The organism is Streptomyces huiliensis (assembly GCF_020037025.1).
GTDB classification, from domain to species: domain Bacteria; phylum Actinomycetota; class Actinomycetes; order Streptomycetales; family Streptomycetaceae; genus Streptomyces; species Streptomyces huiliensis.
On the sequence record NZ_JAIQLH010000061.1, the window covers coordinates 32,810 to 57,468 of the forward strand.

23 protein-coding genes and 1 tRNA gene are annotated in these 24,659 nt (G+C 73.3%); 16 read left to right on the forward strand and 8 right to left on the reverse strand.

Annotation, left to right across the window (positions count from 1 at the left end):
* The first annotated feature begins 4 nt into the window (after positions 1-4).
* The 8 genes from JNW98_RS13435 (at position 5) to JNW98_RS13470 (ending at position 5,449) form a co-directional block, all read left to right on the forward strand.
* Positions 5-1,345, forward strand: coding sequence for an FtsK/SpoIIIE domain-containing protein (locus JNW98_RS13435; RefSeq protein ID WP_223768411.1), 1,341 nt, complete (start codon positions 5-7; stop codon positions 1,343-1,345).
* A gap of 58 nt (positions 1,346-1,403) precedes the next feature.
* Complete coding sequence (locus tag JNW98_RS13440; RefSeq protein WP_223768412.1) at positions 1,404-1,991, forward strand: DUF2637 domain-containing protein; 588 nt, start codon at positions 1,404-1,406, stop codon at positions 1,989-1,991.
* Positions 1,992-2,003: 12 nt separating this feature from the next.
* The gene (locus JNW98_RS13445; RefSeq protein WP_223768413.1) at positions 2,004-2,195 is read left to right on the forward strand and encodes a mobile element transfer protein; all 192 of its coding nucleotides are present in this window, start codon (positions 2,004-2,006) and stop codon (positions 2,193-2,195) included.
* Positions 2,196-2,209: 14 nt separating this feature from the next.
* Complete coding sequence (locus tag JNW98_RS13450; RefSeq protein WP_223768414.1) at positions 2,210-2,401, forward strand: hypothetical protein; 192 nt, start codon at positions 2,210-2,212, stop codon at positions 2,399-2,401.
* Positions 2,402-2,411: 10 nt separating this feature from the next.
* Complete coding sequence (locus tag JNW98_RS13455) at positions 2,412-2,696, forward strand: DUF6251 family protein (RefSeq protein ID WP_223768415.1); 285 nt, start codon at positions 2,412-2,414, stop codon at positions 2,694-2,696.
* 167 nt (positions 2,697-2,863) lie between these two features.
* Positions 2,864-4,123 (forward strand): replication initiator, encoded by a 1,260-nt coding sequence (locus JNW98_RS13460; RefSeq protein WP_223768416.1) that lies wholly within the window; start codon positions 2,864-2,866, stop codon positions 4,121-4,123.
* The gene (locus tag JNW98_RS13465; RefSeq protein ID WP_223768417.1) at positions 4,116-4,298 is read left to right on the forward strand and encodes a helix-turn-helix domain-containing protein; all 183 of its coding nucleotides are present in this window, start codon (positions 4,116-4,118) and stop codon (positions 4,296-4,298) included. The genes JNW98_RS13460 and JNW98_RS13465 overlap by 8 nt, the downstream gene beginning before the upstream one ends.
* The gene (locus tag JNW98_RS13470; RefSeq protein WP_223768418.1) at positions 4,298-5,449 is read left to right on the forward strand and encodes a tyrosine-type recombinase/integrase; all 1,152 of its coding nucleotides are present in this window, start codon (positions 4,298-4,300) and stop codon (positions 5,447-5,449) included. The genes JNW98_RS13465 and JNW98_RS13470 overlap by 1 nt, the downstream gene beginning before the upstream one ends.
* 68 nt (positions 5,450-5,517) lie before the next feature.
* Here the strand turns inward: JNW98_RS13470 and JNW98_RS13475 are convergent.
* Positions 5,518-5,593, reverse strand: a tRNA-Arg gene (locus JNW98_RS13475).
* Positions 5,594-5,746: 153 nt separating this feature from the next.
* Between JNW98_RS13475 and JNW98_RS13480 the strand changes: the two genes are divergently transcribed.
* Entirely contained in the window at positions 5,747-8,101 is a 2,355-nt protein-coding gene (locus tag JNW98_RS13480; protein ID WP_223768419.1) for a tetratricopeptide repeat protein, read from the forward strand.
* 250 nt (positions 8,102-8,351) lie between these two features.
* Here JNW98_RS13480 and JNW98_RS13485 read toward each other — a convergent pair whose 3' ends face one another.
* A complete protein-coding gene (locus JNW98_RS13485; protein WP_372459237.1) occupies positions 8,352-9,788 on the reverse strand; it encodes a CDP-glycerol glycerophosphotransferase family protein in 1,437 nt (478 codons plus the stop codon).
* 634 nt (positions 9,789-10,422) lie between these two features.
* Positions 10,423-11,685, reverse strand: coding sequence for a M6 family metalloprotease domain-containing protein (locus JNW98_RS13490; RefSeq protein WP_223768420.1), 1,263 nt, complete (start codon positions 11,683-11,685; stop codon positions 10,423-10,425).
* A gap of 258 nt (positions 11,686-11,943) precedes the next feature.
* Here JNW98_RS13490 and JNW98_RS13495 point away from each other — a divergent pair, with 258 nt between their 5' ends.
* Together JNW98_RS13495 and JNW98_RS13500 are read left to right on the forward strand one after the other, a co-directional pair.
* Positions 11,944-12,576 carry a TetR/AcrR family transcriptional regulator gene (locus JNW98_RS13495; protein ID WP_223768421.1) on the forward strand — a complete coding sequence of 211 codons (633 nt, stop codon included), beginning with the start codon at positions 11,944-11,946 and terminating at the stop codon, positions 12,574-12,576.
* Between the two features lie 269 nt (positions 12,577-12,845).
* The gene (locus JNW98_RS13500) at positions 12,846-14,363 is read left to right on the forward strand and encodes an MFS transporter (RefSeq protein ID WP_223768422.1); all 1,518 of its coding nucleotides are present in this window, start codon (positions 12,846-12,848) and stop codon (positions 14,361-14,363) included.
* A gap of 199 nt (positions 14,364-14,562) precedes the next feature.
* Here JNW98_RS13500 and JNW98_RS13505 read toward each other — a convergent pair whose 3' ends face one another.
* Entirely contained in the window at positions 14,563-15,069 is a 507-nt protein-coding gene (locus JNW98_RS13505; protein ID WP_223768423.1) for a MarR family winged helix-turn-helix transcriptional regulator, read from the reverse strand.
* Between the two features lie 203 nt (positions 15,070-15,272).
* Here JNW98_RS13505 and JNW98_RS13510 point away from each other — a divergent pair, with 203 nt between their 5' ends.
* Positions 15,273-16,031, forward strand: a complete 759-nt coding sequence (locus JNW98_RS13510; protein ID WP_223768435.1) for a dioxygenase family protein — start codon at positions 15,273-15,275, stop codon at positions 16,029-16,031.
* A gap of 44 nt (positions 16,032-16,075) precedes the next feature.
* Here the strand turns inward: JNW98_RS13510 and JNW98_RS13515 are convergent, their stop codons facing one another.
* Positions 16,076-17,167 (reverse strand): questin oxidase family protein, encoded by a 1,092-nt coding sequence (locus tag JNW98_RS13515; protein ID WP_223768424.1) that lies wholly within the window; start codon positions 17,165-17,167, stop codon positions 16,076-16,078.
* 122 nt (positions 17,168-17,289) lie between these two features.
* Positions 17,290-17,754 carry a cation:proton antiporter gene (locus tag JNW98_RS13520; RefSeq protein WP_223768425.1) on the reverse strand — a complete coding sequence of 155 codons (465 nt, stop codon included), beginning with the start codon at positions 17,752-17,754 and terminating at the stop codon, positions 17,290-17,292.
* A 564-nt stretch (positions 17,755-18,318) separates the two neighbouring features.
* On the opposite strand from JNW98_RS13520, the gene JNW98_RS13525 reads away from it, so the two are divergent.
* Entirely contained in the window at positions 18,319-19,317 is a 999-nt protein-coding gene (locus tag JNW98_RS13525) for a sigma-70 family RNA polymerase sigma factor (protein WP_223768426.1), read from the forward strand.
* 67 nt (positions 19,318-19,384) lie between these two features.
* Here JNW98_RS13525 and JNW98_RS13530 read toward each other — a convergent pair whose 3' ends face one another.
* Positions 19,385-20,473 carry a helix-turn-helix transcriptional regulator gene (locus JNW98_RS13530; protein WP_223768427.1) on the reverse strand — a complete coding sequence of 363 codons (1,089 nt, stop codon included), beginning with the start codon at positions 20,471-20,473 and terminating at the stop codon, positions 19,385-19,387.
* 91 nt (positions 20,474-20,564) lie between these two features.
* Here JNW98_RS13530 and JNW98_RS13535 point away from each other — a divergent pair, with 91 nt between their 5' ends.
* Positions 20,565-22,061 carry an MFS transporter gene (locus JNW98_RS13535; RefSeq protein WP_223768428.1) on the forward strand — a complete coding sequence of 499 codons (1,497 nt, stop codon included), beginning with the start codon at positions 20,565-20,567 and terminating at the stop codon, positions 22,059-22,061.
* Between the two features lie 76 nt (positions 22,062-22,137).
* On the opposite strand, the gene JNW98_RS13540 is transcribed toward JNW98_RS13535, so the two are convergent.
* Entirely contained in the window at positions 22,138-22,734 is a 597-nt protein-coding gene (locus JNW98_RS13540) for a GNAT family N-acetyltransferase (RefSeq protein ID WP_223768429.1), read from the reverse strand.
* A gap of 196 nt (positions 22,735-22,930) precedes the next feature.
* On the opposite strand from JNW98_RS13540, the gene JNW98_RS13545 reads away from it, so the two are divergent.
* Both JNW98_RS13545 and pfkB read left to right on the forward strand, forming a co-directional pair.
* Positions 22,931-23,704, forward strand: a complete 774-nt coding sequence (locus tag JNW98_RS13545; RefSeq protein WP_223768430.1) for a DeoR/GlpR family DNA-binding transcription regulator — start codon at positions 22,931-22,933, stop codon at positions 23,702-23,704.
* Positions 23,701-24,654, forward strand: a complete 954-nt coding sequence (gene pfkB / locus JNW98_RS13550) for a 1-phosphofructokinase (protein ID WP_223768431.1) — start codon at positions 23,701-23,703, stop codon at positions 24,652-24,654. The genes JNW98_RS13545 and pfkB overlap by 4 nt, the downstream gene beginning before the upstream one ends.
* The last annotated feature ends 5 nt before the right edge of the window (positions 24,655-24,659 follow it).

Sequence of the window (24,659 nt, forward strand, 5' to 3'; positions counted from 1 at the left end):
CGACATGAACGAGACGCTCGCACTGCTGGAGGTGGGCGGCCCGGTCGTCGCGATCGGCGGCGGGGCGGCCTACCTCCGGGGAAAGCACCCGGCGGCCTACTGGTCCACGGTCGGCCTGCCCGTCTCGACCGCTCGCCTGCTCGGCACGTGCGGCTCCGTCATGGACGCGTGCGGGCTCACCGTGGCCCCGTCCCGCCTCAGAGCGTGGGCGGTGCGGGCGACCACTCGCCGTGAGGTCCGGCCGGTACCGCCCCGCCGGGGCCTGATCCGGCCGACCTCGACCGGGATGCGCCTCCGCCTCCGGCTCGCACCGGGCCAGGAGCCGGCGGACCTCGCGGCCTCGGCCGAACGCCTGCGGCACGCCTGGGGCGTCCACGGCGTGTACGTGTCCGAGGTCAAGCCGGGCGTCGTCGAGCTGCGGCTGATCGGCTTCGACGTGCTGCGGAAGGTCCGCATGCCGCGTCATGTCGACGGTGGGTTCCTGCAAATACCGGTGGCGCTGAGGGAGGACGCGACGGCGTTCGTCCGGGACTACCGGACCATCCCGCATCAGCTCACGCTCGGCGCGACGCTGTCGGGGAAGTCCATGTACCAGCGGAACGTGATCAGCGGCCTGGCCCCGCATCCCGTCGCCCTGGTCGGTATCGACTGCAAGCGGGGCGTCGAGCTGGCGCCCTTCGCTCCTCGGCTGTCCGCCCTGGCGACCAGCTCCGAGGAAGCCGCCGCGCTCCTGCCCGTGCTCGTCCGGATGATGGAGGACCGGTACGACCTGATCCGCGCCCGGCAGGGCATCGCCCCGGACACCCCGGACGAGGAGATCACCTCCGATGTGTGGGGACTGCCGGAAGCCGAACAGCCGGTGCCCGTCGTCGTGTTCATCGATGAGGTGGCCGAGCTGTTCCTGACCGTCACCAAGAAGGACGAGGAACGGCGCGACGAGATGGTGACCCACCTCGTACGGCTCGCCCAACTCGGCCGTGCTGCGGGTATCTACCTGGAGATCTGCGGCCAGCGCTTCGGCGCCGAACTCGGCAAGGGCGCCACCATGCTCCGGGCCCAGCTCACCGGCCGCGTCTGCCACCGGGTCAACGACGAGGCATCCGCGAAAATGGCGCTCGGGGACATCGCGCCCGAAGCCGTCGGCGCCGCCTGCACCATCGCCCCCGACCTGCCGGGCCTCGCCGTCGCCGGGGACACGTCCGGCGGCTGGTCCCGCATCCGTACGCCGTACCTGTCGCTCGGCGATGCCGCCGCCATCTGCGCCGCACACGCCGACCTCGTGCCGGACGTACCCGCGCTCAAGCCGTTCCGGCCCCACGCGCCGGCCGCTGCCGAAGCCGCCTGACGCTCCCGCTTCCCACACCTTTCGCTCCGCCATGCCCGCATCAGGAAGGAGCCCACCCGTGCGCGCCCACCTGGCCCGCGTCGACCCCGTTCTCGTCCAGGCCGTCATCGCCGCCGCACTGTCCTTCGCCCACCTTCACGACATCGCCCGGGCCGCTGGACAGGACGGCTGGAAAGCCTGGGCCTACCCCGTCTCCGTCGACCTGCTGCTCGTCGCGGCCTGGCGGCGGCTGCGGTCCGGCTCGTCCCCGGCGGCCGGGTGGTGCTGGTTCGTCATCGCCCTCGCCGCGTCCCTCGGGGCGAACGTCGCCACCTCCGGCCTGCTGGACACCTCGGCCGTACCGGCCTGGCTGCGCATCCTCGTCGCCGGATGGCCCGCCGTCGCCTTCCTCGGCGGAACGCTCCTCGCCCACCACGCCCCGGCCCGGAGCGAACCCGTGCCGACGCCTCCAGGGCCAGAGCCTGAGCCCCTGGTTTCCGTCCCCGAGCCGCCTTCGGCACCCGTCCCGGCCGCCCTCGTCGACCACGCTCGCAAGGTCGCCGACGAACACCGTGCCCGGACCGGCGTCCCGATCGACACCACGACCCTGCGCGCACGCCTCGGCGTCCCCGCACCGCTTGCCGAGGCCATCGCCGCTCGCCTCTGAGAGGAGCGCCGCATGCCCGCCAACCGCCGCTTCCGCAACGTCATCCGCATCGGACCCGTACAGGTCGGCACGGCCTACGACCGGCGCGGCCGCGAGAAGCACACCGCCGCCTGCACCGCCCCGCGCTGTGGCTTCTCGGCCGACTACGACTCCCGCGCCGCCGCCGAGCTGGCCGCCCGTACCCACCGTTGCCCCGTCCGCTGAAAGGACCCCGGTCGGTGACCGTCAGCCTGCCCCTCGTCTTCGTCCTGGGCGTCATCGCCTGGGCCGCGATCAAGTTCCTCGGAATCCGTCCGTGGGCCGTCCTCGTGATCGCGCTCTTCGGCTTCTACCTCGCCCAGACCTTCCTGGCCCCCGCCATCGACAGTGCCACCCGGACCGGCGTCGGCATCGTCAACGACCGTCGCTGAGAGGAGAACCATGCTGTTCCGCCCGACTCTCCCGGAGCCCGTCACCCTGCCGACCGCCGTCGTGCACGCGCCCCCGGCCTGCTCCTGTCAGCACGCCCACCCTGCGCCCACCATGCCCCCGGCCCCGGCCCGTCGCACGTTTCCCGCGATCGGGATCGGCGCCGGCGCGGTCGCCGCCGTGGTCACCGTCGGCATCGTCCTCACCGCGCTCCTGGCCGCCGTCGCCGTCGCGGCCGTCTCCGTGGCCGTCGTCGCGGTCGTCCTGCGCTCGCTGCTCGCCTCGCAGCGCCGCTGACCACACAGCCACCGGGGCGGCCTCGATACCGCCAAGCATCCGCCGCCCCGGTGGCGCGCTCCCCTTCCCGATCACTCGAAAAGGAGAGAACCATCTTCCCGCGAACGACCCCGCCCCCGCTGCCCGAACTCGCGGCTCTGGCGTCGTACGGCACGCTGCCCGGCCTGATGAACCAGCTCTCCGGCCTCGGCGGCTGCACCCGCCCCATCCGCCTCAGCGGCCACCGCAACGAGTACACCCTCGACACCACGACCGGCGAACTCGGCGCCCTCGTCCACCACATGACCTCCGACACCCTGCCTGCCGGACACCTCCTCGTCCGCTGCAACAACCGCCGCGTCACCCGCTGCCCGGCCTGCGCCGAGACCTACCGTCGCGACACCTTCCACCTGATCACCGCAGGACTGCGCGGCGGGAAGGGCACCCCGGAAGCGGTCGCCACGCACCCCCGCGTCTTCGCCACCTTCACCGCTCCCGGCTTCGGCCCGGTCCACAACCGCCCCGCCTCCGGCCGCTGCCGCTGCGGCACCAGCCACCCCGCTGGCGCCCCCGAACTCGGGACGCCCCTGGACCCCGACGCGTACGACTACGAAGCCGCGGTGCTCTGGAACGCCCACGCGGGCGCCCTCTGGCGGCGCTTCTCGATCTACCTCCGCCGCGAGATCGCCAAGCGCGCGGGCCTCACCCAACGCTCCTTCCGCGATCACGCCCGTGTCAGCTTCGCCAAGGTCGCCGAGTACCAGAAACGCGGCGCCATCCACTTCCACGCCGTCATCCGGCTGGACGGCCCGGACGGCGGCACGACCGCCCCGCCCGCCTGGGCGACGGCCGACCTGCTGACCGACGCGATCCGCGCCGCCGCCGCACGCGCCTCGGTCACCGGGCCCGTGATCGACGGTCGGCGCCACACCTTCGCCTTCGGCCGGCAGCTCGACGTCCGGACGATCCGGGGTGCCGACTTCACTGGCGGTACCGACCTGACCGACCGCGCGGTGGCCGCCTACATCGCCAAATACGCCACCAAGGGCGCCGAGACGGCGACGGGCACCCTCGACCGTCCGCTCCGCTTCCTCGCCGAGCTGGCGAACGTCCACCTCAGCGACCATGCCCGCCGGATGATCCGCACCGCCTGGACGCTCGGCGCCCGTCGCGACCTCGAACACCTCCGCCTCCGCGCCTGGGCCCACATGCTCGGCTTCCGAGGCCACTTCTCCACCAAGACCCGCCACTACTCCACCACCCTCGGAGCCCTCCGTGACGCTCGCGCCGCATGGCGTCGTGCCCAGTCGGCCCCGGCCGACCAGGAGACGACGCACGTGATCGCCCACTGGGCGTTCGCCGGTACCGGCCTCACTCCGGCTGAGGAATGGCTGACCGCGACGAGCAACCCCGCCCCCGGCACGGAAGGAGAACCGACTCATGGCTGACGACCTGCTGTTGACCGTGCCGGAGGTCATGGCCCGGCTCCGGCTCGGCCGCTCGACCGTCTACGACCTCATCCGCTCGGGCCGTCTGCGGTCCATCACCGTGGGCCGGTGCCGGCGCATCCCCGTCAGCTCCCTGCGCGACTTCATCGCCGATCAGATCGCCGAGGCCGCGTGATGGCACAGCAGCGCAAGCGCAACCCCAACGGCGCGGGGACGATCACCAAGCGCAAGGACGGCCGCTACCAAGCCGCCGTCTACGTGCTCCAGCCGGACGGCACCCGCGCCCGCAAGTACGCGTATGGCAAGACCTGGACCGAGTGCGACACCAAACGCCGTGAGCTGCTGGACAAGGTCGACTCCGGCATCCCCGTGCCCACCCGGTCGGCCAAGCTGTCGGAGTGGCTGCCGTACTGGCTGGACAACGTGATCAAGCCTCGCCGGAAGCTCAGCACGTACGACAAGTACGAGACGCACGTCCGGCTCTACCTGGTGCCCATGCTCGGCACCAAGCGCCTCGAAGCGCTTGGCGTGGCCGACGTCCGTCGCTTCCTCGTCCGGCTGGAGCGGGAGGCCACGGCGGCGACGGCCAAGGAAGCCCACCGGGTGTTGCGCTCCGCCCTGACCTCCGCGTGCCGGGAAGAGTTGATCACGCGCAACGTCGGGACGCTCGTCGAGCCGCCGCGTACCGCGTCGCGGGAGCTGTCCCCGTGGACGCTGGACGAGACGCTCGACTTCCTTGCGGCGGCCCGCAAGGACCCGCTCTACGCGGCGTTCGTGCTCGCCATCGCGATGGGGCTCCGCCGAGGCGAGATCGTCGGCCTGCGCTGGGCGGACCTGGACCTCGACGGCCGCGTCCTGCACGTCCGCCAGCAGACACAGCGCCGACGCGGCGTGCTCTACGACGATGATCCGAAGAGCCGTCGCCGTCGTGCCATTCCGCTGCCCGCGATGTGCATCGCCCCGCTGCGGTGGCAGCGGATGCGGCAGGCCGCTGCCCGGGCGCGGGCGGGGGAGAAGTGGCAGGAGTCCGGCTACGTCTTCACCACCGCCACGGGACGTCCGGTCGAACCGCGCAACGTCTACCGCTCCTTCACCCGCGTCGCCCGGGCCGCTGGCCTCCGGGTGATCCGTCTGCACGACGCCCGGCACGGTTGCGCGACCCTGCTCACCGCCGCCGGCGTGGCGCCCCGCGTCGTGATGGAGATCCTCGGGCACAGCCAGATCAGCATCACCATGGACGTCTACACGCACGTCGTGCAGGACACGCAGCGCGAGGCGATCAGCCACATGGACCGGCTGTTGAAGAGGCGGCCCGGCCGTGGATGACCGGCGTCGTTGATGTCGGATGTGGATGTCAAAGGCCCCCAGCCGTGATCGGCTGGGGGCCTTTTGCCTGGTGCCCCCGGGCAGATTCGAACTGCCGACACCCGCTTTAGGAGAGCGGTGCTCTATCCCCTGAGCTACGGAGGCGGGGGGACGTGGGTCCGGGGCCAGCCTACCGGGTTCCGGGGGCGGCGGGGAGGGTGGGGCGAAGGTGTGGGGGGTTGCGGGGTGTGCGGAAGGCGTGTGGGGGTGGTGGGGGCACCGATAGCGTGTTCCCCCAGGTCGAGTCGGGGAGGGGCTGTGGATCCGATCAGTGTGGAGGCCGTGCTCGGGGCCGTGGAGACGGCCGCGTCCGGGGCGTTGGGCGGGGCCGCGGGGGAGATGGGGCGGCGGGCCGCCGAGGGGCTCGCGCGGTTGCGGAGGCGGGAGCGGCGGAGCGGGGAGGACGAGGGGGGAGGGGACGGGGGCGGGCCGCCTGTCGGGGTCGACGAGGTGCGGCGCGTCGCCGAGGGGCTGAGTGAGCGGGCCCGGGTGCACCCCGAGTTCGCCCGGGAGCTGCTCGCCTGGGTGCGGGAGACCGAGGCACCGCGCCTCGGGATCCGGCATGTGCCGCAGGTGCTGCCGCCGGTCAGTGGGGTGTTCACCGATCGGGAGGCGGTGCTCGCCGCGCTGGAGGAGATGATCGGGGACGGCGGGCGTGCCGCCGCGGCCGTCGCCGTGGTGACCGGGCAGGGCGGGATCGGGAAGACCGCCGCCGCCGTGTACTGCGGGCACCGGCTCAAGAACCGTTTCCCCGACGGGCAGTTGTTCGTACGGTTGGGCGGTCCCGCGGCGGAGGGTGCCGTCCGGGCCGGGGAGGCACTGGCCGTGCTTCTGGGGGATCTTGGAGTGGCTCCTGACCGGATCCCCGCCGATCCGCAGCGGCAGGAGAACCTCTACCGGGATCTCACCGCCGGGCGGCGGATCCTCGTCCTGCTCGACGACGCGGCCTGTGAAGCCCAGGTCAGGCCGCTGATCCCGGCCTCTCCCGGCTCGTTGGTGATCGTTACCAGCCGCTACCGGCTGAGCGGCCTCGCCGGTGATCCGGGAGCGCGCTTCCTCACCCTGGACCCGCTGGCGGAGGCCGACGCCGTCCTGCTGCTGGAGCGGGTGGCCGCCGCGGGCGGGCGGCGCGACGGGGCGCGCGACGCGGCGCGCATGGCCGCGGTCGCGCGGCGCTGCGGGAGGGTGCCCCTGGCGCTCTGCGAGACGGGCGCGCTGGTCGCCGCCCGCGCGCACCTCAGCTGGGAGACCGTGGAACGGCGTCTCGGCGGCCCTTCGGGGAACCCTGGCGGCATGGACGACCACAACGGGATGGACGCCGTCCGCCGCACCCACGACCTCGCCTACCGCGAGCTGAGCCCCGAAGCCGCCCGGCTCTACCGGCTGTTGGGCTTCTGGCCCGGACCGGAGACCGGGGTGGAGGCCGCCGCGCGGGTGGCCGGCACCACGGAGGGGGCGGCCCGGGTGCTCCTGGAGGAACTGGCCGGCGTCCACCTCCTCCAGGAGGTCGGGGAGGAGCGGTACCGCTTCCACGACCTCGTCCGCGCGGACGCCGAGCGGCGGGCCCGCGCCGAGGACGGCCCCGCCGAGCTCGCCGCGTCCGTCCGGCGCGCGGTCGGCTGGTACCTGCGGTTCGCCGCCGCGGCGGACTTCCGGGTGATGCCCGGCCGCTGGCGCCTGGGCCCCGCCTACGACGGTCTGACCCCGGCCGCCGACCGCGATCCCCACGACGGCCGGGCCACCCTCGCCGAGCTGCGCCGCGAGCGCGTGAACCTCGCCGCGGCCGTACGCGCCGCCGAGGACTTCGGCCACGACGACCTCGTCTGGCAGCTCTGCGAGGCCACCTGGGGGCTGCACCTGCGGCTCGGGTTCCACGATCAGTGGATCGACACCCATCGGCGGGGCGTCGCGGCCGCCCGCCGCCGCGCCGAGGAGTTCGGCGACGCGTCGCGGGCCGAGGGGCGCGTGCTCTCCCAGCTCGCCTTCGCCTACATGGGGCGCGGCCAGTGGGACGAGGCCGAGCGCGCCTTGACCGAGGCCGCCGACGCCGACCGGGCCGCCGGCCACCTCCGCGGCCAGGCCACCGCCGTCGAATCCCTGGGGCTGCTGCGCCTGCGGCAATGGCGGTGGCAGGAGGCTCAGGACTGCTTCACGACGGCCCAGGGACTCCTGCGGCGCATCGGGCCGGAAGAGGACGGCGCGACGGACGTGCCTCGGGGGCTGGCCCTGCTGGAGGACCACATCGGCCGCGCCCTGCGCGGCGCCGGCCGGCACGCGGAGGCCGTCCGCACGCTGCACACGGCCCTGGCCATGTTCCGTGCCCTGCCCGTCCGCGACCTCTACAACGAGGGCCGCGTCTACATGAGCCTCGGCGAGACGCACCTCGCCGCCGGCGACCCCGCCGCCGCCCGCCTCTGCCTCGACGAGGCTCTCGCCGTCATGGACCGCGAAGGGGCCGAGCTCCAGCAGGCGGACGCCGCCGAGATGCGGGCCCGCTGCGCGGAGGACGGGGAGCGCAGGCTGTTCTTCCTGCGTCGGGCGGAGGAACTGTACGAGAAGGGTGGCGACGCGGTCGGGGTGGCGCGGGTGCGGGCGGGCCTGGCAGGGGAGTGAGGGTGCCCCGGTCCCTCCCCCAGAGGGGGTGCCCCCACCTTCGCCGATTCCTGGGGCGCTGCCCCGGGCCCCGGCATCGCGGCTGCGCCGCGGGGCCCTCGAACGCCGGGGCGGGCCGTACACCCGCCCGGCGTTCGAGGGAGGCGCGCCGCAGGCGGCTGGGGGTGCGGGGGCCGTTCCCCTCGCGGGAAACGGTGAATGGGGGTGCCCCCTCTGGGAGAGGGGCCGGGGAACCCCCACCGCGAAGCTGTCAACAGCCCTGCACCCGCTCGACCGCGACGCGATGCCGTACCGCACCCGTGACGACCGTCAGCTCGCACGGAACGCCGTAACCCTCGTTCAGCCAGGCGTACAGGGCCGACGCGTACGCGGCCGGGTCGCAGAGGTCCGGCCGTCCGTCGGCGCCCGGGGCGGCCGTCAGACGCAACAGGTCGCCATCTCGGGTGCGGACGGTGCCCTGGTCAGGGGCGGTGAGGTAGGCGGCGAGTCCGCAGTGCGGGTGCAGCCGTGCGGTCTCGGCGGCCCAGGTGGCGGGCGGGCCCAGGCGCGGGTCGTCGGGGTCGCCGGCGCGGAGGATGACGTCGGCGGTCCCGAGGAGGGACGCGTCGGACGTGTCCTCGTGCACCGCGGTGTGGGCGGCGTCCGCGTACGGGTCCTCGGGCTCGTACGCCGGGTCGGTGTACCGGGTGACGGCGACCTCGGGCCGGTCCGTGCGCAGGACGCGGGTGAGGACGCGGACCGGGGCCGTCCGTACGGCCGGCTGGTGGGCGGGGAGCCGTAGCCGGTCGAGGAGCGCCGGGCGTGCGGGCGGTTCGGGGAGGTCCATGATCCGGTAGAGGACGTTCCGCAGCAGCGCCGCCGAGCGGCCCGGTGTCGAGCTCGTCAGCTCGCCCAACACGGCGTAGGCGCCCGGGTCGTGGGACTCGATCACCTCCGCGATCCGGTGCCGCAGGTCGTCCGACGCCCGCAGGTGCGGCGCGGTCCGGCCGAGCGCGGCCACCGGCGAGTCCGGGTCGAGATCGGCTTCCGGGAAGGAGGCGAGGAGCACCGGCCGGCCGATGGCCGCGGCGTAGTACGTGACGCTGCCGTGGTCGCCGATGACGCAGTCGGCGGCGATCAGGGCCTGCCGCCAGTCCTCCAGCGGGTCGGCCAGGGTCAGCCCGGCCCGACGCGCCCGCTCCAGCCAGGCGCGGACCTGGCCGGGGCCGTGCCCGTACCAGATGTTGGGGTGCAGGACGGCGACCGTCCGGTACTCGTCCGCGGGCAGCTCGGAGGTCAGCTTGGACAGCAGCCAGGGGAGTCGATCACCGTCTCCCCCTTCTCTTTCGTCACCGAACAGCGCGCGCGGCGCCCAGGTGGAGTTGAGGATGACGAGCCGCTGACCAGGGGTGACGCCGAACGCTCGACGGAAGCGGTCGCGCTGGGGGAGCGCTTCGAGGATGCGGTCGTAACAGGGGTCACCCGCGAGGACGGCCGTCGGAGCCGCCTCGGGGCAGGCGGCGCGCAGGCGCCGCAGCTGTTCGGGGTGGGAGAGGACGGTCGCCGTGGCGAGCGGTCGGCCCTGGTGGAGCAGCCACTCGGGGTCGAGTCCGAAGACGGGGGCGGGGTGGGCGGCCTGAGAGGCGTCGAGGACTCCCGTGACGGCCGCGCGCCGGCCGTTCTCGCGTGAACGCCGACCTGCCGACATTCCGACCTGCCGACATTCCGGCATGCCGCCACGACGGCTCCCGGCTCCCGGCTCCCGGCTCCCGGCTCCCGGCTCCCGGCTCGGCCAGCCTCTTATTGTAGCCAACCCCATGCGAGAGGATCACCAACTTCCCCTCAAAAGCCTCCAGTTCACCCCCGTAACTCGCCGCGATCACCACGTCGAACCCGCGCGCCTCCTCCTTCGCCTGCTCCCACGGCAACACCGGCAGCCCCACCCCCGCCAGCAGCTCCGGCACCCCCGCGAGGAACGGCGACGAACCCGTGCACGTCACCGCCATCTGCACCCGCAGATCCCCGTCGAACAGCGGCTTCACGTCGAGCAGGCGGGTGGCGGACGTGACGTTGTGGACGACGAACAGCACCCGCTTCACCCGGCCGCGGGTCACCCACCGCGCGGCGTCCGCGCCCACCGGCACCCGTACTCGTCCCCGCCCGCGCGCCCACGCGTCGTCCCGCACCCCCGGCCCCCTCCGCACACCCGGCGACAGCGGCACTCCCCGCTGCCTTCGCCCGCCACGTTACTGCCGTCACCTCGGTCACCGGAGACCGATCCCGCCTCACATCCCGCGCTGCCGTCCACCTGCCGTCCTGCCGCCGTCCGCCCGCCCGCCGCGTCAGCGCCGTGAACGCGTCACCTTCACCCGCCAGTTGCCGTGCGCGTCGCGTCCGAGGACGTCGACGGTGACCCCGTCGACCGTGCCGTGGCCGCCCGCCGGGTACGGGGCGTCGCTCAGGCTCGCCGTGACGTTGGGGTCGGTGGTGTAGCAGCCGCGGCCGTGGGGGGTGGCGTCGACGGCGCGGATGGGGCCGGTGCCGGAGGGGCGGTCGGTGGCGACGGTGGTGACGAGGACGCCGGGGCGGCAGACGGCGTGGTCGAGGGGGCCGCGGGTGCGGGCCTCCAGGGCGAGGGCGCGCCGGCGGGAGACGGGGACGACGACTAGCTTGGTGCCACCGGGGGACGAGGTGGGGGTGAGGGTGAAGGTGCGGCTGCCCGTGACGGTGACGCACTGCACCTGGCGTGGCGCGAGCCAGCCCAGCTTCCACTTGTGCCAGGCGAGGAAGTCGTTCGCCGGGCCCCAGTCCTCGTCCATGGGGTCCCAGTGGCCGACGGGGGAGACGACGCGGTTGCCGCGCCCGGTGGCGTAGAGGTCGGGGAGGCCGAAGCTGTGGGCGTTCTCGTGGACCAGGACGCGGTACGGGCTGTCGCCGGTCTGACGGCTCCATATGAAGGAGATGTTCTTCAGGGCGGCGCCGTGCCGGGTCCGGAGCCCGGTCGGGGCCCCGGCGAACGTCACGGAGCGGACGTCCTCCGTCGCCGGCGGGCCGGCGTCCGGGCTGGCCAGGACGTTGACCAGGTCGTAGCGGCGCAGGTCGGCGGTGCCGTCGATCGCGGCGACGAGCTCCTTGGCGAGCGCGTGGTAGCCGGTGTCGCTGCGGGTGTCGAACGGCGTGCCGCGCCGGATGCCGTACGCGGCGTACGGGCGCGACATGCGGATCCAGCGCAGCAGCGGCGTGGAGCGGTAGTCGAGGCGCCCGTAGGAACTGGCCCGGTAGTAGTCGGCGACGGCCGGGAAGAACTCGGCGTACCGCTTGCGCGGGCTGCCCTTGCCGGGGGCGTCGGGGAAGTCGATGAAGAGGGTGAGCGCCCGTACGGTCCCCCGGGAGCGGGCGTAGCCGCGCGGCGTGCGCGCGCTCTCCGAGACGGAGCGGGTGCCCGAGCGCAGGGCGCAGGGGCCGGAGGGGGGACGGCCGGTGGGGTCAGGACCGGCGGGCGCGGCGGACGTATCCGCCGGCTGGTGGGCGCCCGCCCGGCCCGCCACCGGTGCGGTGAGGGCGAGGACTGCGGCCGCCACCATGGGGATGGCCAGGGTTTTCATGCCTGTCACCTCCTGCCGGGTGACTAACACCTTGGGCCGTCGTACGTCCGTGCGCCCTCGGGGGTACGGCAAGTGGGGGATACCGGCCGCTCCAAACGTGACGCACGCCACGTCGGAGATTCCCGCGGAGGGGAAATATCCGGGGAGCTTCTCCCCGTTTAAGCTCTCGTCCCCGCGTAAACGGGGAGAGCTTCCCCGCTTGGCTCCGCCGCTCCGGCCGGACCCGCCGCGGGAACGAGGAGAGAGAGGAGACCCGTCGTGACCACACCCCAGCCGCGGCTGCGCGCCGACGCCCAGCGCAACCGGGAGCGCATCATCGCCGCGGCCCGCGAGGTGCTGGTCGAGCACGGGGCCGAGTTCTCCTTCGACAAAATCGCTCGACGCGTCGGGGTCGGCAATGCGACGCTGTACCGTCACTTCGCGGACCGCCGCGAGTTGATCCACCATGTCACCCTCTCGGTGATGTACCGCATCGCGGACCGCGCCGAGACAGCACGAGCCGAGGAGCCCGATGCTTTCCGTGCGCTGAGGCGGTTCGTCCACGCCGCGGCAGACGAACGGGTGGGCGCGCTGTGCCCGTTGCTCGACTCCGATGTGGATCACGATCATCCGGATCTCGTCGAGGCGCGCGACCGGCTCGACCGGAATCTCAGGGAACTGATGGCCGCCGCCCGCGAGGAAGGGCAGTTGCGCGCCGACATCGACGTCGGTGACCTCATGGTGGCGCTCACTCAGCTGACCAGACCGCTGCCGGGCAAGGGCTGCCTGGACTTCGACCGGTTCGTCCACCGGCACCTCCAGCTGTTCCTGGACGGGCTGATGACCCCGGCCCGTTCCGAACTGCCCGGCTCCGCGGCGACGCTCGACGAACTACGCCGCAACCGGCGGTAGGTCCGGCCTCGTTGTCAGACCCACCTGCCATAGTCCGACCTGTACGTCCCGCACCTGTACGTCCGCACTCCGTCCGCCCGTACGTTCACCCTCCACCGGTTCCGCTCATTCCTCCTTTGCGGTCTGAGCACTTCGCGTCATCCGCTCCGTCGGCCCCGCGTGGCAGCCGTGTCACACACGTCACGTCACATCCGCCCCCGGCGCTTCGTCATTCCTTCGGTACTCCTTCGGTTCTCGCTCACCTCTCGCACCACTAGGCAGGCCCTTCCATGCCCGACACCACCACCCCGGATCCCCGGCGCTGGAAAGCGCTGATCTTCATCGCCCTGGCCCAGCTGATGGTCGTCCTCGACGCGACCATCGTGAACATCGCGCTGCCGTCCGCCCAGACCGACCTGGGTATCTCGGACGGCAACCGGCAGTGGGTCATCACCGCCTACGCCCTCGCGTTCGGCGGACTGCTGCTCTTCGGCGGCCGAATAGCCGACCTGTGGGGCCGTAAGCAGACCTTCATCACCGGCCTCATCGGTTTCGCCCTCGCGTCCGCGCTCGGTGGTGTCGCCGTCAACACCGGCATGCTGCTCGCCGCCCGCGCCCTCCAGGGCGTCTTCGGCGCGCTGCTCGCGCCGTCGGCGCTGTCGCTGCTCGCCGTCAGCTTCACCGAGGCGAAGGAGCGCGCCAAGGCGTTCGGCATCTTCGGTGCCATCGCCGGTGGTGGCGGTGCCGTCGGCCTGCTGCTGGGCGGCGTCTTCACCGAGTACCTCAACTGGCGCTGGACGTTCTTCGTGAACATCCCGTTCGCCGCCGTGGCCGCCGCCGGTGCCGTCGCCGTCATCCACGAGCCCGAGGGCAGCCGGAACCCGTCGAAGCTCGACATCCCCGGCGTCATCCTGGCCACCCTCGGCCTGGTCTCGCTGGTCTACGGCTTCACCCGCGCCGAGTCCGACGGCTGGACCGCCGGCATGACGGTCACCCTGTTCGCCGCCGCGGTCGTGCTGCTGGTGGCCTTCGTCCTCGTCGAGGGCAAGGTCAAGTCGCCGCTGCTGCCGCTGCGCGTCGTGGCCGACCGCAACCGCGGTGGCGTCTACGGTGCGCTCGGCCTCGCCTCGATCGGCATGTTCGGCCTGTTCCTCTTCCTGGTCTTCTACCTCCAGGGCATCAAGGAGTACAGCCCGATCACCAACGGCCTGGCGTTCCTCCCGATGATCGCCACCATGATCACCGGCTCCACCCAGATCGGCGCCCGGCTGATGACCCGGGTCCCGGCCCGCTGGCTGATGGGCCCCGGCTTCCTGGTCGCCGCCATCGGCATGGCGTGGCTGACCCGGATCGACACCGACACGTCGTACGTGACGGGCATCCTGCCGGGCCTGCTGCTGATGGGCATCGGCATGGGTACGGCGTTCATGCCGGCCATGAGCCTCGCCACGCACGGCGTCGAGGCCCGTGACGCGGGTGTCGCCTCCGCGATGGTCAACACGTCGCAGCAGGTCGGCGGCGCGATCGGCACGGCCCTGCTGAACACGCTGGCCACCAGCGCCAAGGACGACTACGTCTCGTCCCACCGCGCGGGTGCCACGAGCAAGGAGGCCATCCAGGTGCTGGGCATCAAGGCGACGGTGCACAGCTTCCAGGTCGGCATCGCCTGGGCCACGGGCATCCTGACGCTGGCCGCCCTGGTGGCCGTGGTCTTCGTCAACGCCGGCCGGCCCAACGCCGCGGCCAAGGCGGGCGCGGGCGAGGGGGAAGGCGCCGTCGAGGACGCCATTCCGGTGATGGCCCACTGAGGCCCGCCCAGGCCGACAGCTGAACCAAGCCCCCGCACGGATTCGCTCCGTGCGGGGGCTTCGTCGTTCCGGGCCGCCGACCGCCGACCGCCGACCGCCGACCGCCGACCGCCGACCGCCGACCGCCGACCGCCGACCGCCGACCGCAGGCCGTCAGCCGCCGGCCGCAAGCCGCGTCAGCCGCCGGCCGTGGAGTGCCTCAGCGCAGCCAGGGCAGGTCCGCGCCGGCCGGCTGGAGGCCGCTCGCGATGGTCGAGCAGATCGCGCCGAACTCGGCGACCTGCTCCGGCGTGAGGCGGTCGAAGATCGCGGCCCGCACCGCCGCCACATGGCCGGGCGCCGTCTTCCGCAGCACCTCGAACCCCTCCTCCGTGAGCACCGCCACCTGCCCCCGCCGGTCGGACGGGCAGTCCTCGCGCCGCATCCAGCCGTTCTTCTCCAGGCGCGCCACGGCGTGCGACAGCCGGGACCGGGTGATCTTGACCTGCTGGGCCAGTTCGGTCATCCGCATCCGGCGGCGCGGCGCCTCGGAGAGCTGGACGAGCAGCGCGTAGTAGATGTGCGGCATGCCCGCGTCACGCTGGAGCTGACGGTCGAGATGGTCCTCCAGGAGCGTGGTGGCGTGGAGGTACGCCAGCCAGGTCGCCTGCTCCTCGGCGGAGAGCCAGCGGGGCTCCGCCGGGTCCGTTGCGGGTTCGTTCCTCATGGCATCCACTGTTCCACTCATCGGTCGGATGATCGGACCGGCCGGTCCGGGCGGCCCTCACGGCAATTCTTGAAGTCTAAATAAAACAGGTCTAAAGTTGAGCTGTAAAGCTTGAAAGTTCAAGGAAACTCCTCCGAGGAGTGCCTCCGAGCAAGTAGTCAGGAGCGACCGTGCAGGACACCTCGGCCCCGGCCCCCGGACGGATGCCCGCCCTCTACCTGTCCCACGGCGCCCCGCCCCTCGCCGACGACGCGCTGTGGCCCGGCCAGCTCGCCGCCTGGTCGGCGGAGCTGCCCAGGCCGCGCGCGATCCTCATGGTCTCGGCGCACTGGGAGGAGGCGCCGCTCGCGCTGGGCGCGACCGAGACCGTGCCGCTCGTCTACGACTTCTGGGGCTTCCCGGAGCACTACTACCGCGTGCGGTACGCCGCCCCGGGCGCCCCCGCCCTGGCGGAACGGGTCCGGGCGACGCTGCGCGGCGCCGGCCTGCCCGTCCAGGACATGCCGGACCGGGGGCTGGACCACGGCGCGTACGTGCCGCTGGTCGAGATGTACCCGGACGCCGACATCCCGGTGCTCCAGATGTCCATGCCGTCGCTCGGCCCGGTGCGCCTCATGGAGATCGGCCGGCGGCTCGCGCCCCTCCGCGACGAGGGCGTGCTGATCGTCGGCAGCGGCTTCTTCACCCACAACCTGGCCGCCCTGCGGCACCAGGGCGGTACGCCCGCCTGGTCCGCCGAGTTCGACCACTGGGGCCGGGAGGCGCTGGAGGCGCAGGACGTGGACGCCCTCCTCGACTTCGCCCGCAAGTCGCCGGCGGCCCACCTGGCGCACCCGCGCACCGAGCACTTCGCGCCCCTCTTCGTCGCGTTGGGCGCGGCCGACGATCAACTCGGCAGCCAGCGCAGCGTGATCGACGGCTTCTGGCTGGGGCTGGCCAAGCGGTCGGTGCAGTTCGGCTGACCGGCCGCAGGCCGCGCGAGCGACCGTCCCGCCCGCCGCGCCCCTCACGCGTCCTCCGGGCTGATCAGCTCGAAGGCCCGGACCGTGGCGGCCAGCGCCCCCGCCGCCGCCTCCGGATCTGCCGTGGCGACGTCCACCGCGGTGTCCGTGAACTTGATCGCGTGCGCGTCGCCGTGCTCCGCCGCGCGGGCGAACGCCTCGTCGGCCGTGGCGGGCGCTCCGGCGGCCGGCTTCAGCGGCCCCGGCGCGGGATAGGCGGCCGTCACCGACGCGGCGGCCTCCCAGGCCGCGTGGAAGCTCGGCACCCAGAGCTCGCGGGGGAGCGCGGGCAGGGTGCGCAGGACGGCGTTGGGCGCGGTCGCCGAGTGGACGAGCATGACCGGCGAACCGTGGGCCCGCTCGCCGTAGCGCAGGACCGTCTCCCGGACGAGCTCCGCCAGCATCCCGGGCACCTCGTCGGGGCCGGCGGGCGGGCGCAGCGCGTTCGCGGCGGCGGGCCAGCCGGCGGTCTCCGGCAGCAGCGCGAAGCGGGCGCGGATGCCGAGCGGCTCGTCCGTGACGTCCGGCATCCCCGCCAGCGCGGCACCGATCCCGGCCGTCCCCGACGCCGCAACCGGCATGGGGAGCGGCTGGTAGCGGGCCGCCCAGTAGCCGAGGGCGTGCCCCAGCTCGGCCACCCGAGGGGCGCTCCCATCACCGGCGCTCCCGTCATCGACGGTCTCGCCGTCGAGGAGCGTGCGGACGGCGTGGCCGGCGCGGATGACGGGGTGCGTCGCGCCGGCCGTGATGCCGGGCAGCAGCCGCGGCCACCACTCGACGAGCACCTCACGCCACGGCCGTTCGGTCAGGGCACGGGTGAAGTGGTCGATCCAGTCCCCGAGCAGGGAGGGGTCGCCGAGCGCCGCGCGCCACGACGCGTCGTCCGCCCCGTCGATCCGGACGCCGGTCCGGCCCGGCATGTCCTCCAGCCGGTGCCGGTACCCGTCGAGCCAGCGGTGGACACGTGGCGCGTGCCCGTGGCGGACCAGCGCCTCGACGGTCATGGGGGCGTGGTTGGTGAGCCAGCCCTCGAACTCCGGGCCGTTCGCGTGGAGGCGTTCGAGGGCCTCGTCGAGTGTTCCGGTGGTGTCGGTCATGACGCCACGCTAGACCTCAGGCGTCACTCCAGAAACGGTCTCCGGACGTACACCTCAGGACTTCGGTCGCCCGCTACCGGCGCCCGAACGTGCCGTTCCGGCAGGGCAGTTGACGGGCCGGGCTACCGGCGCACGTGGCGCTCGTTCCAGTGGAAGAGGTGGTACGACGTCAGCCCCACCAGGAGCGCGAAGCCGAGTCCGATGCCGAGGGAGCGGAGCCAGGTCCCGCCGGCCACGCTGTGCAGGAAGCCGACGGTGATGCCGGCCAGCGCGCCGTACGTCGCCGCGCGCACCTCGGTGATCATCGCGTTGCGCTCGCGGACCAGCAGGTAGCCGATGCCCGTCGAGACCGCCGCGGTGGCGAGCCCCAGCAGCCAGCCGCCCGCTTCCGAGAAGCCGTTCTCGTGCGCGAGGAAGGTGGTGAACAGGAAGACGACGAACCCCAGGCAGGCGGGTACGGCCCAGGCGGGACGGCTCCGGTCGGGGACCGGGCCCGCCCGCGTCCCGCGCACCGGGAGACGGGCGCCGCTGGGCACCGGACCGGGGCCCTCCGGGGTGTGGTGGGGCAGGATCGCGTGCGCCGGCATGTCGGGGCTCCTCTCGTCCGTCCCCCGGGGGAACCGTCCGGGGTAACCGGCCGGGGGAACCGGCCCCCTGGAAACCAGCGCACACCCGCGCCCGCCCGGCGGCAAGTGGATCAGCGACCGGCTTCGACCCCGCCCGACGGGGCGCGCACTCCGTCATGTCCCCGGCCCCGCGCCCCGCCGACGCAACCACAGGACGACGGGCGCCGTCCTTCGAGGCGGAGGGCGGCGACGGGCGGCGAGGGATGGCGACGGACACAGTCCGGAGCGGCGTTCTTCCCGAGCCGCGGGGAAGGCGTCAACGGTGACGGCCGTCTCAAGGGCGCGATGGCCGCGGAGCGCGGCGAGGGGCCCTGAACCCCCCTCCGCACCCGGCCTGACCAGGGCGTCCGTCGGCTCGTCCGGCATGCGTGCCCACGTGCGGCGGGACAGGGTACTGCATGATCGTAAAAAAGAAGGCGTCTCCTGGGAATTCTGTCCGGATTGCAGTCGTTCTTTCCTTCGGACGGGTTCGCGGAGCGCGAGCCCCCCACCATCCCGCGACCGTCTCATCGCAAGGGAGTACGCATGGCAACCCGTGCCGTCGCCCGTCGTCAGTCCGCAGCCAAGGGCGTCGACGAGGCAAGCAGTGTTCGCGCCTCGAGCGGGGAGATCGCCGATCGCGACCTGGTCGGCATGTACCTGGACGAGATCGCGCGGACGCCCCTGCTCGACGCCGCGAAGGAGGTCGAGCTGTCGCAGGCCATCGAGGCGGGCGTGTACGCCCGGCAGATCCTGGACGGCCTGGAGTCCGGCGAGGCGGGCGGCGCCTCGCGCGAGGAGCTGGAGGCGATAGCCGACGAGGGCGCCCGCGCCAAGGACGTCTTCATCAAGTCGAACCTGCGGCTCGTGGTCGCCGTGGCCCGCCGGTACCCGCGCAGCGGGCTGCCGCTGCTCGACCTGATCCAGGAGGGCAACGCCGGTCTGGTCCGCGCGGTCGAGAAGTTCGACTACACCAAGGGATTCAAGTTCTCCACGTACGCGACCTGGTGGATCCGCCAGGCGATCACCCGCTCGATCGCCGACCAGTCGCGCACCATCCGGCTCCCCGTCCACCTCGTCGAGGAGCTGGGCCGCATCCGCCGGGTGCAGCGCGAGTTCAACCGGGAGAACGGCCGCGACCCCGAGCACGCCGAGATCGCCACGGAGCTGGGCACCACGCCCGAGCGCGTCGGCGACGTCCTGGACTGGGCCCGGGACCCGGTCAGCCTGAACATGTCGGTGGACGACGAGGGCGAGACCCAGTTCGGCGACCTGCTGGAGGACACCTCCGCCGTGTCGCCGGAGCAGTCGGTCATCGCGCTGCTGCGCAGCGAGGAACTGGAGACCCTCATCGGCCGGCTCGACCACCGGACCGCGTCGATCATCAAGGCGCGCTACGGGATCGAGGACGGGCGGGAGCGCACGCTGACGGAGGTCGGCAAGCAGCACGGGCTCACCCGGGAGCGGATCCGGCAGATCGAGAAGCACGCGCTTCTGGAGCTGAAGAAGATGGCTCACGACACCGGGTTCGACGCGGCGGCCTAAAAGGGCATATCCTTATAGATCGGACCCCGGCGCCTCCCCCCCCTGCGTCGGGGTCCTTCTTTTTCCCTCAGTCTTCGGAGCCCTCGGCGGAGCCCTCAGTGGCGTCCCCGGCCCGCGGTGCCGCGCCCGCTGCCCCCGCGCCCGCTGCCCCCGCGCCCGCTGCCCCCGCGCCCGCTGCCCCCGCCCCCGCTGCCCCCGCCCTTGCCGCCCGTGTGATCCGCTCCCCGAGCCGCCGCGTGTACGCGACGAGCTTCTCCGGCTCGTGCACCTCGAACTCGCAGCCGAGCATCGCCAGGTGGTACGCCACCCACTCGACGGAGTCGGCGCATTCCGTGTCCAGCCGGCAGGTCCCGTCGTCGACCGGCTCGGGCGCCCCCATCCAGTGCGGCAGCCGGGCCGCGACGGCCGACGCCGGCGCGTGCAGCGTCACCACCATCCGCAGCTCCGGCCGGCGCCGGGCCGTGGAGCCGCTGACGAACTCCGCCGCGTCCTCCGCGGGCAGCTCGCGCGGCTCGAAGCGGGCGCCCGTGGGGAAGGGGTCGCTGACCCGGTCCACCCGGAAGGTGCGCCAGTCCTCGCGGTCGTTGTCATAGGCGACCAGGTACCACCGGCGCCCGGTGCTGACCAGCCGGTTCGGCTCCACCAGCCGCTTGGTCTCCACGCCCTCGCCGGTGCGGTACGAGAAACGCAGCCGCTCGTGGCCGGTCGTGGCGGCGGCCATGACGGTGAGCGTCCGCGGGTCGACGGTCGCGCCGTCGCCCCAGGTGAGCGGCACGGTGGCGGCCTGGAGGGCGGTCACCCGGTGCCGGAGCCGGGACGGCAGCACCTGTTCGAGCTTGGCGAGCGCCCGTACGGACGCCTCCTCGATGCCCTCCACGGCGTGCCCGGCCCCGGCCCGCAGGCCCACCGCGATGGCCACCGCCTCCTCGTCGTCCAGGACCAGCGGCGGCATCGCCGCCCCGGCGGCCAGCCGGTACCCACCGACGGCTCCCATCGTTGCCTGTACGGGGTAGCCGAGGTCGCGCAGCCGCTCGATGTCCCGCCGGATCGTCCGCGGGCTCACACCGAGCCGTCCGGCGAGTTCGCTGCCCGGCCATTCGCGTGGGGTCTGCAGAAGGGAGAGCAGATTCAGAAGCCGTACGGGTGTGTCGGTCATAACGCCAGCGTGCCAGGGATCTAGGACACAGCTTGACCTAGACGGGTCCTAGCGTGGGACACCCGGAACACGAAGTGGAAGGCAATACCCCGTGAGCTCCCTGAGCACCGATCCGCCCCTCGACCGCCGCCGCTGGATCGCGCTGGCCGTCGTGCTGACGGCGTCCTTCATGGACCTCGTCGACGTGACGATCGTCAACATCGCGATGCCCAGCATCAGCCACGACCTCGGCGCCTCGTTCAGCGTCCTCCAGTGGATCACCGAGGGCTACGCCCTCGCCTTCGCCGCGGGTCTGATCACCGGCGGCCGGCTCGGGGACATATACGGGCGCCGGCGGGTCTTCCTGCTCGGCATGGGGGGCTTCACCCTCGCCTCGATGCTCTGCGGCGTGGCGGGCGACCCGCACCTGCTCGTCGCGGCCCGCTTCCTCCAGGGCGGCACCGCCGCGCTGATGGTGCCGCAGGTGCTGGCCATCGTGCACTCCACCTTCCCGGCACACGAGCGCGGCAAGGTCTTCGGCATGTTCGGCGCCGTCGTCGGGCTGGGCGCCGTCTCCGGGCCGATCCTGGGCGCGCTGCTCACCGAGTGGAACATCCTCGGCCTGGAGTGGCGGCCGATCTTCCTGGTCAACCTGCCCGTCGGCATCGCCGGCCTGATCCTCGGCCGTCGCTTCATCGCCGAGTCGAAGGCCGAGCACGCGCTGAAGCTCGACCTCGTCGGCGTCGGCCTCGCGACCCTGGGCATCGTCATGTTCCTCTACCCGCTCACCCAGGGGCGGGAGCTGGGCTGGCCGCTCTGGGGCTTCCTGCTGATGGGCGGCAGCGCCGTGGTGCTCGCCCTGTTCGTCGTGTACGAGCGGTACAAGAAGCGGAAGGACGGCTCCCCGCTGGTCGAGCTGTCCCTCTTCACCGTGAAGAGCTTCGCCGCGGGCATCGGCGTCCAGCTGGCCTTCGGCATCGTCTCCGGCATCTACTTCCTCTGCTGGACCCTCTACATGCAGCTCGGCCTGGGCTGGAGCGCGCTGCGGTCCGGTCTGACCGGCATCCCGTTCTCCATCGCCGTGTCGATCACGGCCGGCATGTCCGTCCAGAAGCTCGTCCCGCGCTTCGGCCGCAAGGTCCTCCAGGCGGGTGCGGTGGTCATGGCCGCCGGCGTGCTGCTCTACATCTGGGAGACCGGCCACTACGGCGCCGACATCACCTCGTGGCAGATGGCGCTGCCGCTGACGGTCATGGGCGCGGGCATGGGCTTCGTCGTCGCCCCGCTCACCGACGCCGTCCTCTCCGAGGTGCCGCGCGAGCACGCGGGCTCGGCGTCCGGCCTGATAAACACCACGCAGCAGCTGGGCAACGCGATCGGGCTGGGGCTCGTCTCGGTGGTCTTCTTCGGCGTCCTGGACGAGGACGCGGTCGCGAAGGGCCGTGCCGCCACCGCCTTCGGCGACGCGTACAGCAACGCCCTGTGGTGGGTCGCGGGGCTGCTCGTCCTCGTCCTCCTGCTCGTCTTCGCGCTGCCGCGGCACTCCCGGGCCGAGGCTCCGGTGGCGGACGCGGTGCCCGAGGAGAAGGGCGAGCCGATAGCCGCCTGAGGGGGGCGCGGGCCGGCCGGCCCCTGCCCGGAACCGCTTGAAGGTTCCGGGTGGGGGCCGACGCGCGTTCTGGGGGTCACCCCCGGTCGAGCCGGCTCGCGAGCCGCTTCCGTGCCGTGGGCCACTCCTCCCGCAGCATCGAGAAGTAGACGCTGTCGCGCCAGCTCCCGTCCGGCCGCCGCCGGTGTCGCCGGAGCGTTCCCTCGTGCACGGCTCCAAGCCGGAGCACCGCCGCCTGGGACCGCTCGTTCAAATGGTCGATCTTCCAGTAGACGCGTCCCATGCCGAGCTCCTCGAACGCGTGCGTGAGCAGGAGCAGCTTGCTCTCCGTGTTGACGGCGGTGCGCCAGTGCGCGCGTCCGTACCACGTGCCGCCGATCTCCAGCTGTTCCTGCTCGGTGCTCGCGTCGAAGTAGCACGTCACGCCTATGGCGCGCCCGGTCGCGAGGTGGACGACGGCGAACGGGACGCAGGCGGGGTCGGCGAGCCGGTCCTTGAGGGTGGTGGCGAGCTCGTCCTCGGTGTGGGGAGTGGGGGAGAGCGTCCAGCGCCAGACCTCGTCGTCACCGCCGACGACCCGGAACAGGTCGGCCACGTGCGCGGGGGTGAGGGGTTCGAGGCGGACGTGCCGGCCGGTCAGGACGGTGGTGCGCGTGGGCAGCTTCGCGATCATGGGCAGGAACGTAGGCGCGTTTTGGACTAGAGGCAAGAGTGATTCGCACTAGTGCGTAAGTTGGGTGCCCGTTTTTGTCCGAGTGGCCCGCCGAATGTGTTTACTTCGCGCCCGAAGCGCCCGTATCCTGCCGCTCAACCCACACAATCGGGCACGGAAGCGGAAGCGGACGGAAGCGAACGGGAGCGAAATCCACATGTACGCACCGGAACGCCGGCAGGAGATCCTGCGGCTCGCGCGTGAGAGCGGGCGGGTGGACGTGCTGTCGCTGGCGGAGACGTTCCAGGTCACCGCCGAGACCGTGCGCCGTGACCTCACGGCGCTGGACCGCGGCGGACTGCTCCGGCGCGTGCACGGCGGGGCGATCCCCGTCGGCCGGCTGGACTTCGAACCCGACCTCGCGGAGCGGGAGTCCACGGCGGCGGACGAGAAGGACGCCATCGCCCGGGCGGCCCTGGCCGAACTGCCCGCCGGCGGCAGCGTGATCCTGGACGCCGGCACTACGGTCGCCCGCCTCGCCGCGCTCTTCCCGCTGGACGCGGACCCGGGCGCCGAGCTGACGGTCGTCACGCACGCGCTGCCCGTCGCCGCCCGGCTCGCGGACCACCCGGGCCTCGCCCTGCACCTCGTCGGGGGCCGGGTCCGGCACCGCACCCGGGCGGCCGTCGACGCCTGGGCGCTGCGCGCGTACGGCGAACTCGCGGCCGACGTCGCCTTCGTCGCCACCAACGGCTTCTCGCCGGAGGGCGGGCTGACCACCCCGGACCTCGCCGAGGCGGCGGTGAAGCGGGCGGCGGTCGCGGCGGCCCGGCGCGTCGTCCTGCTCGCGGACTCCGGCAAGTACGGGCAGCGGCACTTCGCCCGCTTCGGCGACCTCTCCGACGTGGACCTCGTGATCACCGACACCGGGCTGAGCCCCGAGGACGCCCGGGAGATCGAACGCCGCGGCCCGGCGGTGATCCGCGCGTGATCCTCACCGTCACCCCCAACCCCAGCCTCGACCGCACCTACGAGGTCCCGGCGCTGCGGCGCGGCGCCGTCCTGCGCGCGGCGGCCGACCGCGTCGACCCGGGCGGCAAGGGCGTCAACGTCTCGCGCGCGGTCGCGGCGGCCGGGCACGCCACGACGGCCGTCCTGCCGCTCGGCGGCGCGGAGGGCGCCCTGCTGGCGCGCCTCCTGCGCGAGCAGGGCATCGACGTCGCGGGCGTCCCGGTGTCCGGCGCGACGCGGGTCAACATGGCCGTCGCCGAACCCGACGGCACGCTCACCAAGGTCAACGCCGCCGGCCCCGAACTGACCGCCGCCGAGGCCGAGGCGCTGCTGGACAGCGTGGCGGAGCGGTCGGCGGGCGCCGGCTGGATCGCCTGCTGCGGCAGCCTGCCGCGCGGGCTCGCGCCCGAGTGGTACGGGCGGCTGGTGGCCCGCGCCCACGCCGCCGGGGCGCGGATCGCGCTCGACACCTCGGGACCGTCCCTCACCGCCGCCCTGCGCGAACGCCCCGACGTCGTCAAGCCGAACGCCGAGGAACTGGCCGAGGCCGTGGGCCGTCCCCTGGCGACGGTCGGGGACGCGGTCCGGGCGGCGGAGGAACTGCGCGGCCTCGGCGCGCGGGCCGTCCTCGCCAGCCTCGGCGCGGACGGCCAGCTGCTCGTCGACGGGTCCGGCGCGTACTACGGGACGGCCCCGGTGTCGCGCGTCCGCAGCAACGTCGGTGCGGGCGACGCCTCCCTGGCCGGTTTCCTCGCCGCGGGCGGTGACGGCCCGGCCGCCCTCGCGGCGGCGCTGGCCCACGGCGCGGCGGCCGTCCGGCTGCCCGGCAGCGCGATGCCCGCCCCGAGCGACCTCGAACCGTCCGCCGTGACGGTCGCCCGGGACGTCCCGGGCGACCGCGCCCTGACCGAACCGGCGCCCGGCGTCTGACGCCG

Bases quoted from the DNA above. Each gene is read 5' to 3' on its own strand.
- JNW98_RS13435 (WP_223768411.1), top strand. From the start codon at position 5: ATGAACGAGACGCTCGCACTGCTGGAGGTGGGCGGCCCGGTCGTCGCG.
- JNW98_RS13445 (WP_223768413.1), top strand. From the start codon at position 2,004: ATGCCCGCCAACCGCCGCTTCCGCAACGTCATCCGCATCGGACCCGTA.
- JNW98_RS13455 (WP_223768415.1), top strand. From the start codon at position 2,412: ATGCTGTTCCGCCCGACTCTCCCGGAGCCCGTCACCCTGCCGACCGCC.
- JNW98_RS13460 (WP_223768416.1), top strand. From the start codon at position 2,864: ATGAACCAGCTCTCCGGCCTCGGCGGCTGCACCCGCCCCATCCGCCTC.
- JNW98_RS13465 (WP_223768417.1), top strand. From the start codon at position 4,116: ATGGCTGACGACCTGCTGTTGACCGTGCCGGAGGTCATGGCCCGGCTC.
- JNW98_RS13470 (WP_223768418.1), top strand. From the start codon at position 4,298: ATGGCACAGCAGCGCAAGCGCAACCCCAACGGCGCGGGGACGATCACC.
- JNW98_RS13485 (WP_372459237.1), bottom strand. From the start codon at position 9,788: ATGTCGGCAGGTCGGCGTTCACGCGAGAACGGCCGGCGCGCGGCCGTC.
- JNW98_RS13490 (WP_223768420.1), bottom strand. From the start codon at position 11,685: ATGAAAACCCTGGCCATCCCCATGGTGGCGGCCGCAGTCCTCGCCCTC.
- JNW98_RS13500 (WP_223768422.1), top strand. From the start codon at position 12,846: ATGCCCGACACCACCACCCCGGATCCCCGGCGCTGGAAAGCGCTGATC.
- JNW98_RS13505 (WP_223768423.1), bottom strand. From the start codon at position 15,069: ATGAGGAACGAACCCGCAACGGACCCGGCGGAGCCCCGCTGGCTCTCC.
- JNW98_RS13510 (WP_223768435.1), top strand. From the start codon at position 15,273: ATGCCCGCCCTCTACCTGTCCCACGGCGCCCCGCCCCTCGCCGACGAC.
- JNW98_RS13515 (WP_223768424.1), bottom strand. From the start codon at position 17,167: ATGACCGACACCACCGGAACACTCGACGAGGCCCTCGAACGCCTCCAC.
- JNW98_RS13520 (WP_223768425.1), bottom strand. From the start codon at position 17,754: ATGCCGGCGCACGCGATCCTGCCCCACCACACCCCGGAGGGCCCCGGT.
- JNW98_RS13525 (WP_223768426.1), top strand. From the start codon at position 18,319: ATGGCAACCCGTGCCGTCGCCCGTCGTCAGTCCGCAGCCAAGGGCGTC.
- JNW98_RS13530 (WP_223768427.1), bottom strand. From the start codon at position 20,473: ATGACCGACACACCCGTACGGCTTCTGAATCTGCTCTCCCTTCTGCAG.
- JNW98_RS13540 (WP_223768429.1), bottom strand. From the start codon at position 22,734: ATGATCGCGAAGCTGCCCACGCGCACCACCGTCCTGACCGGCCGGCAC.
- JNW98_RS13545 (WP_223768430.1), top strand. From the start codon at position 22,931: ATGTACGCACCGGAACGCCGGCAGGAGATCCTGCGGCTCGCGCGTGAG.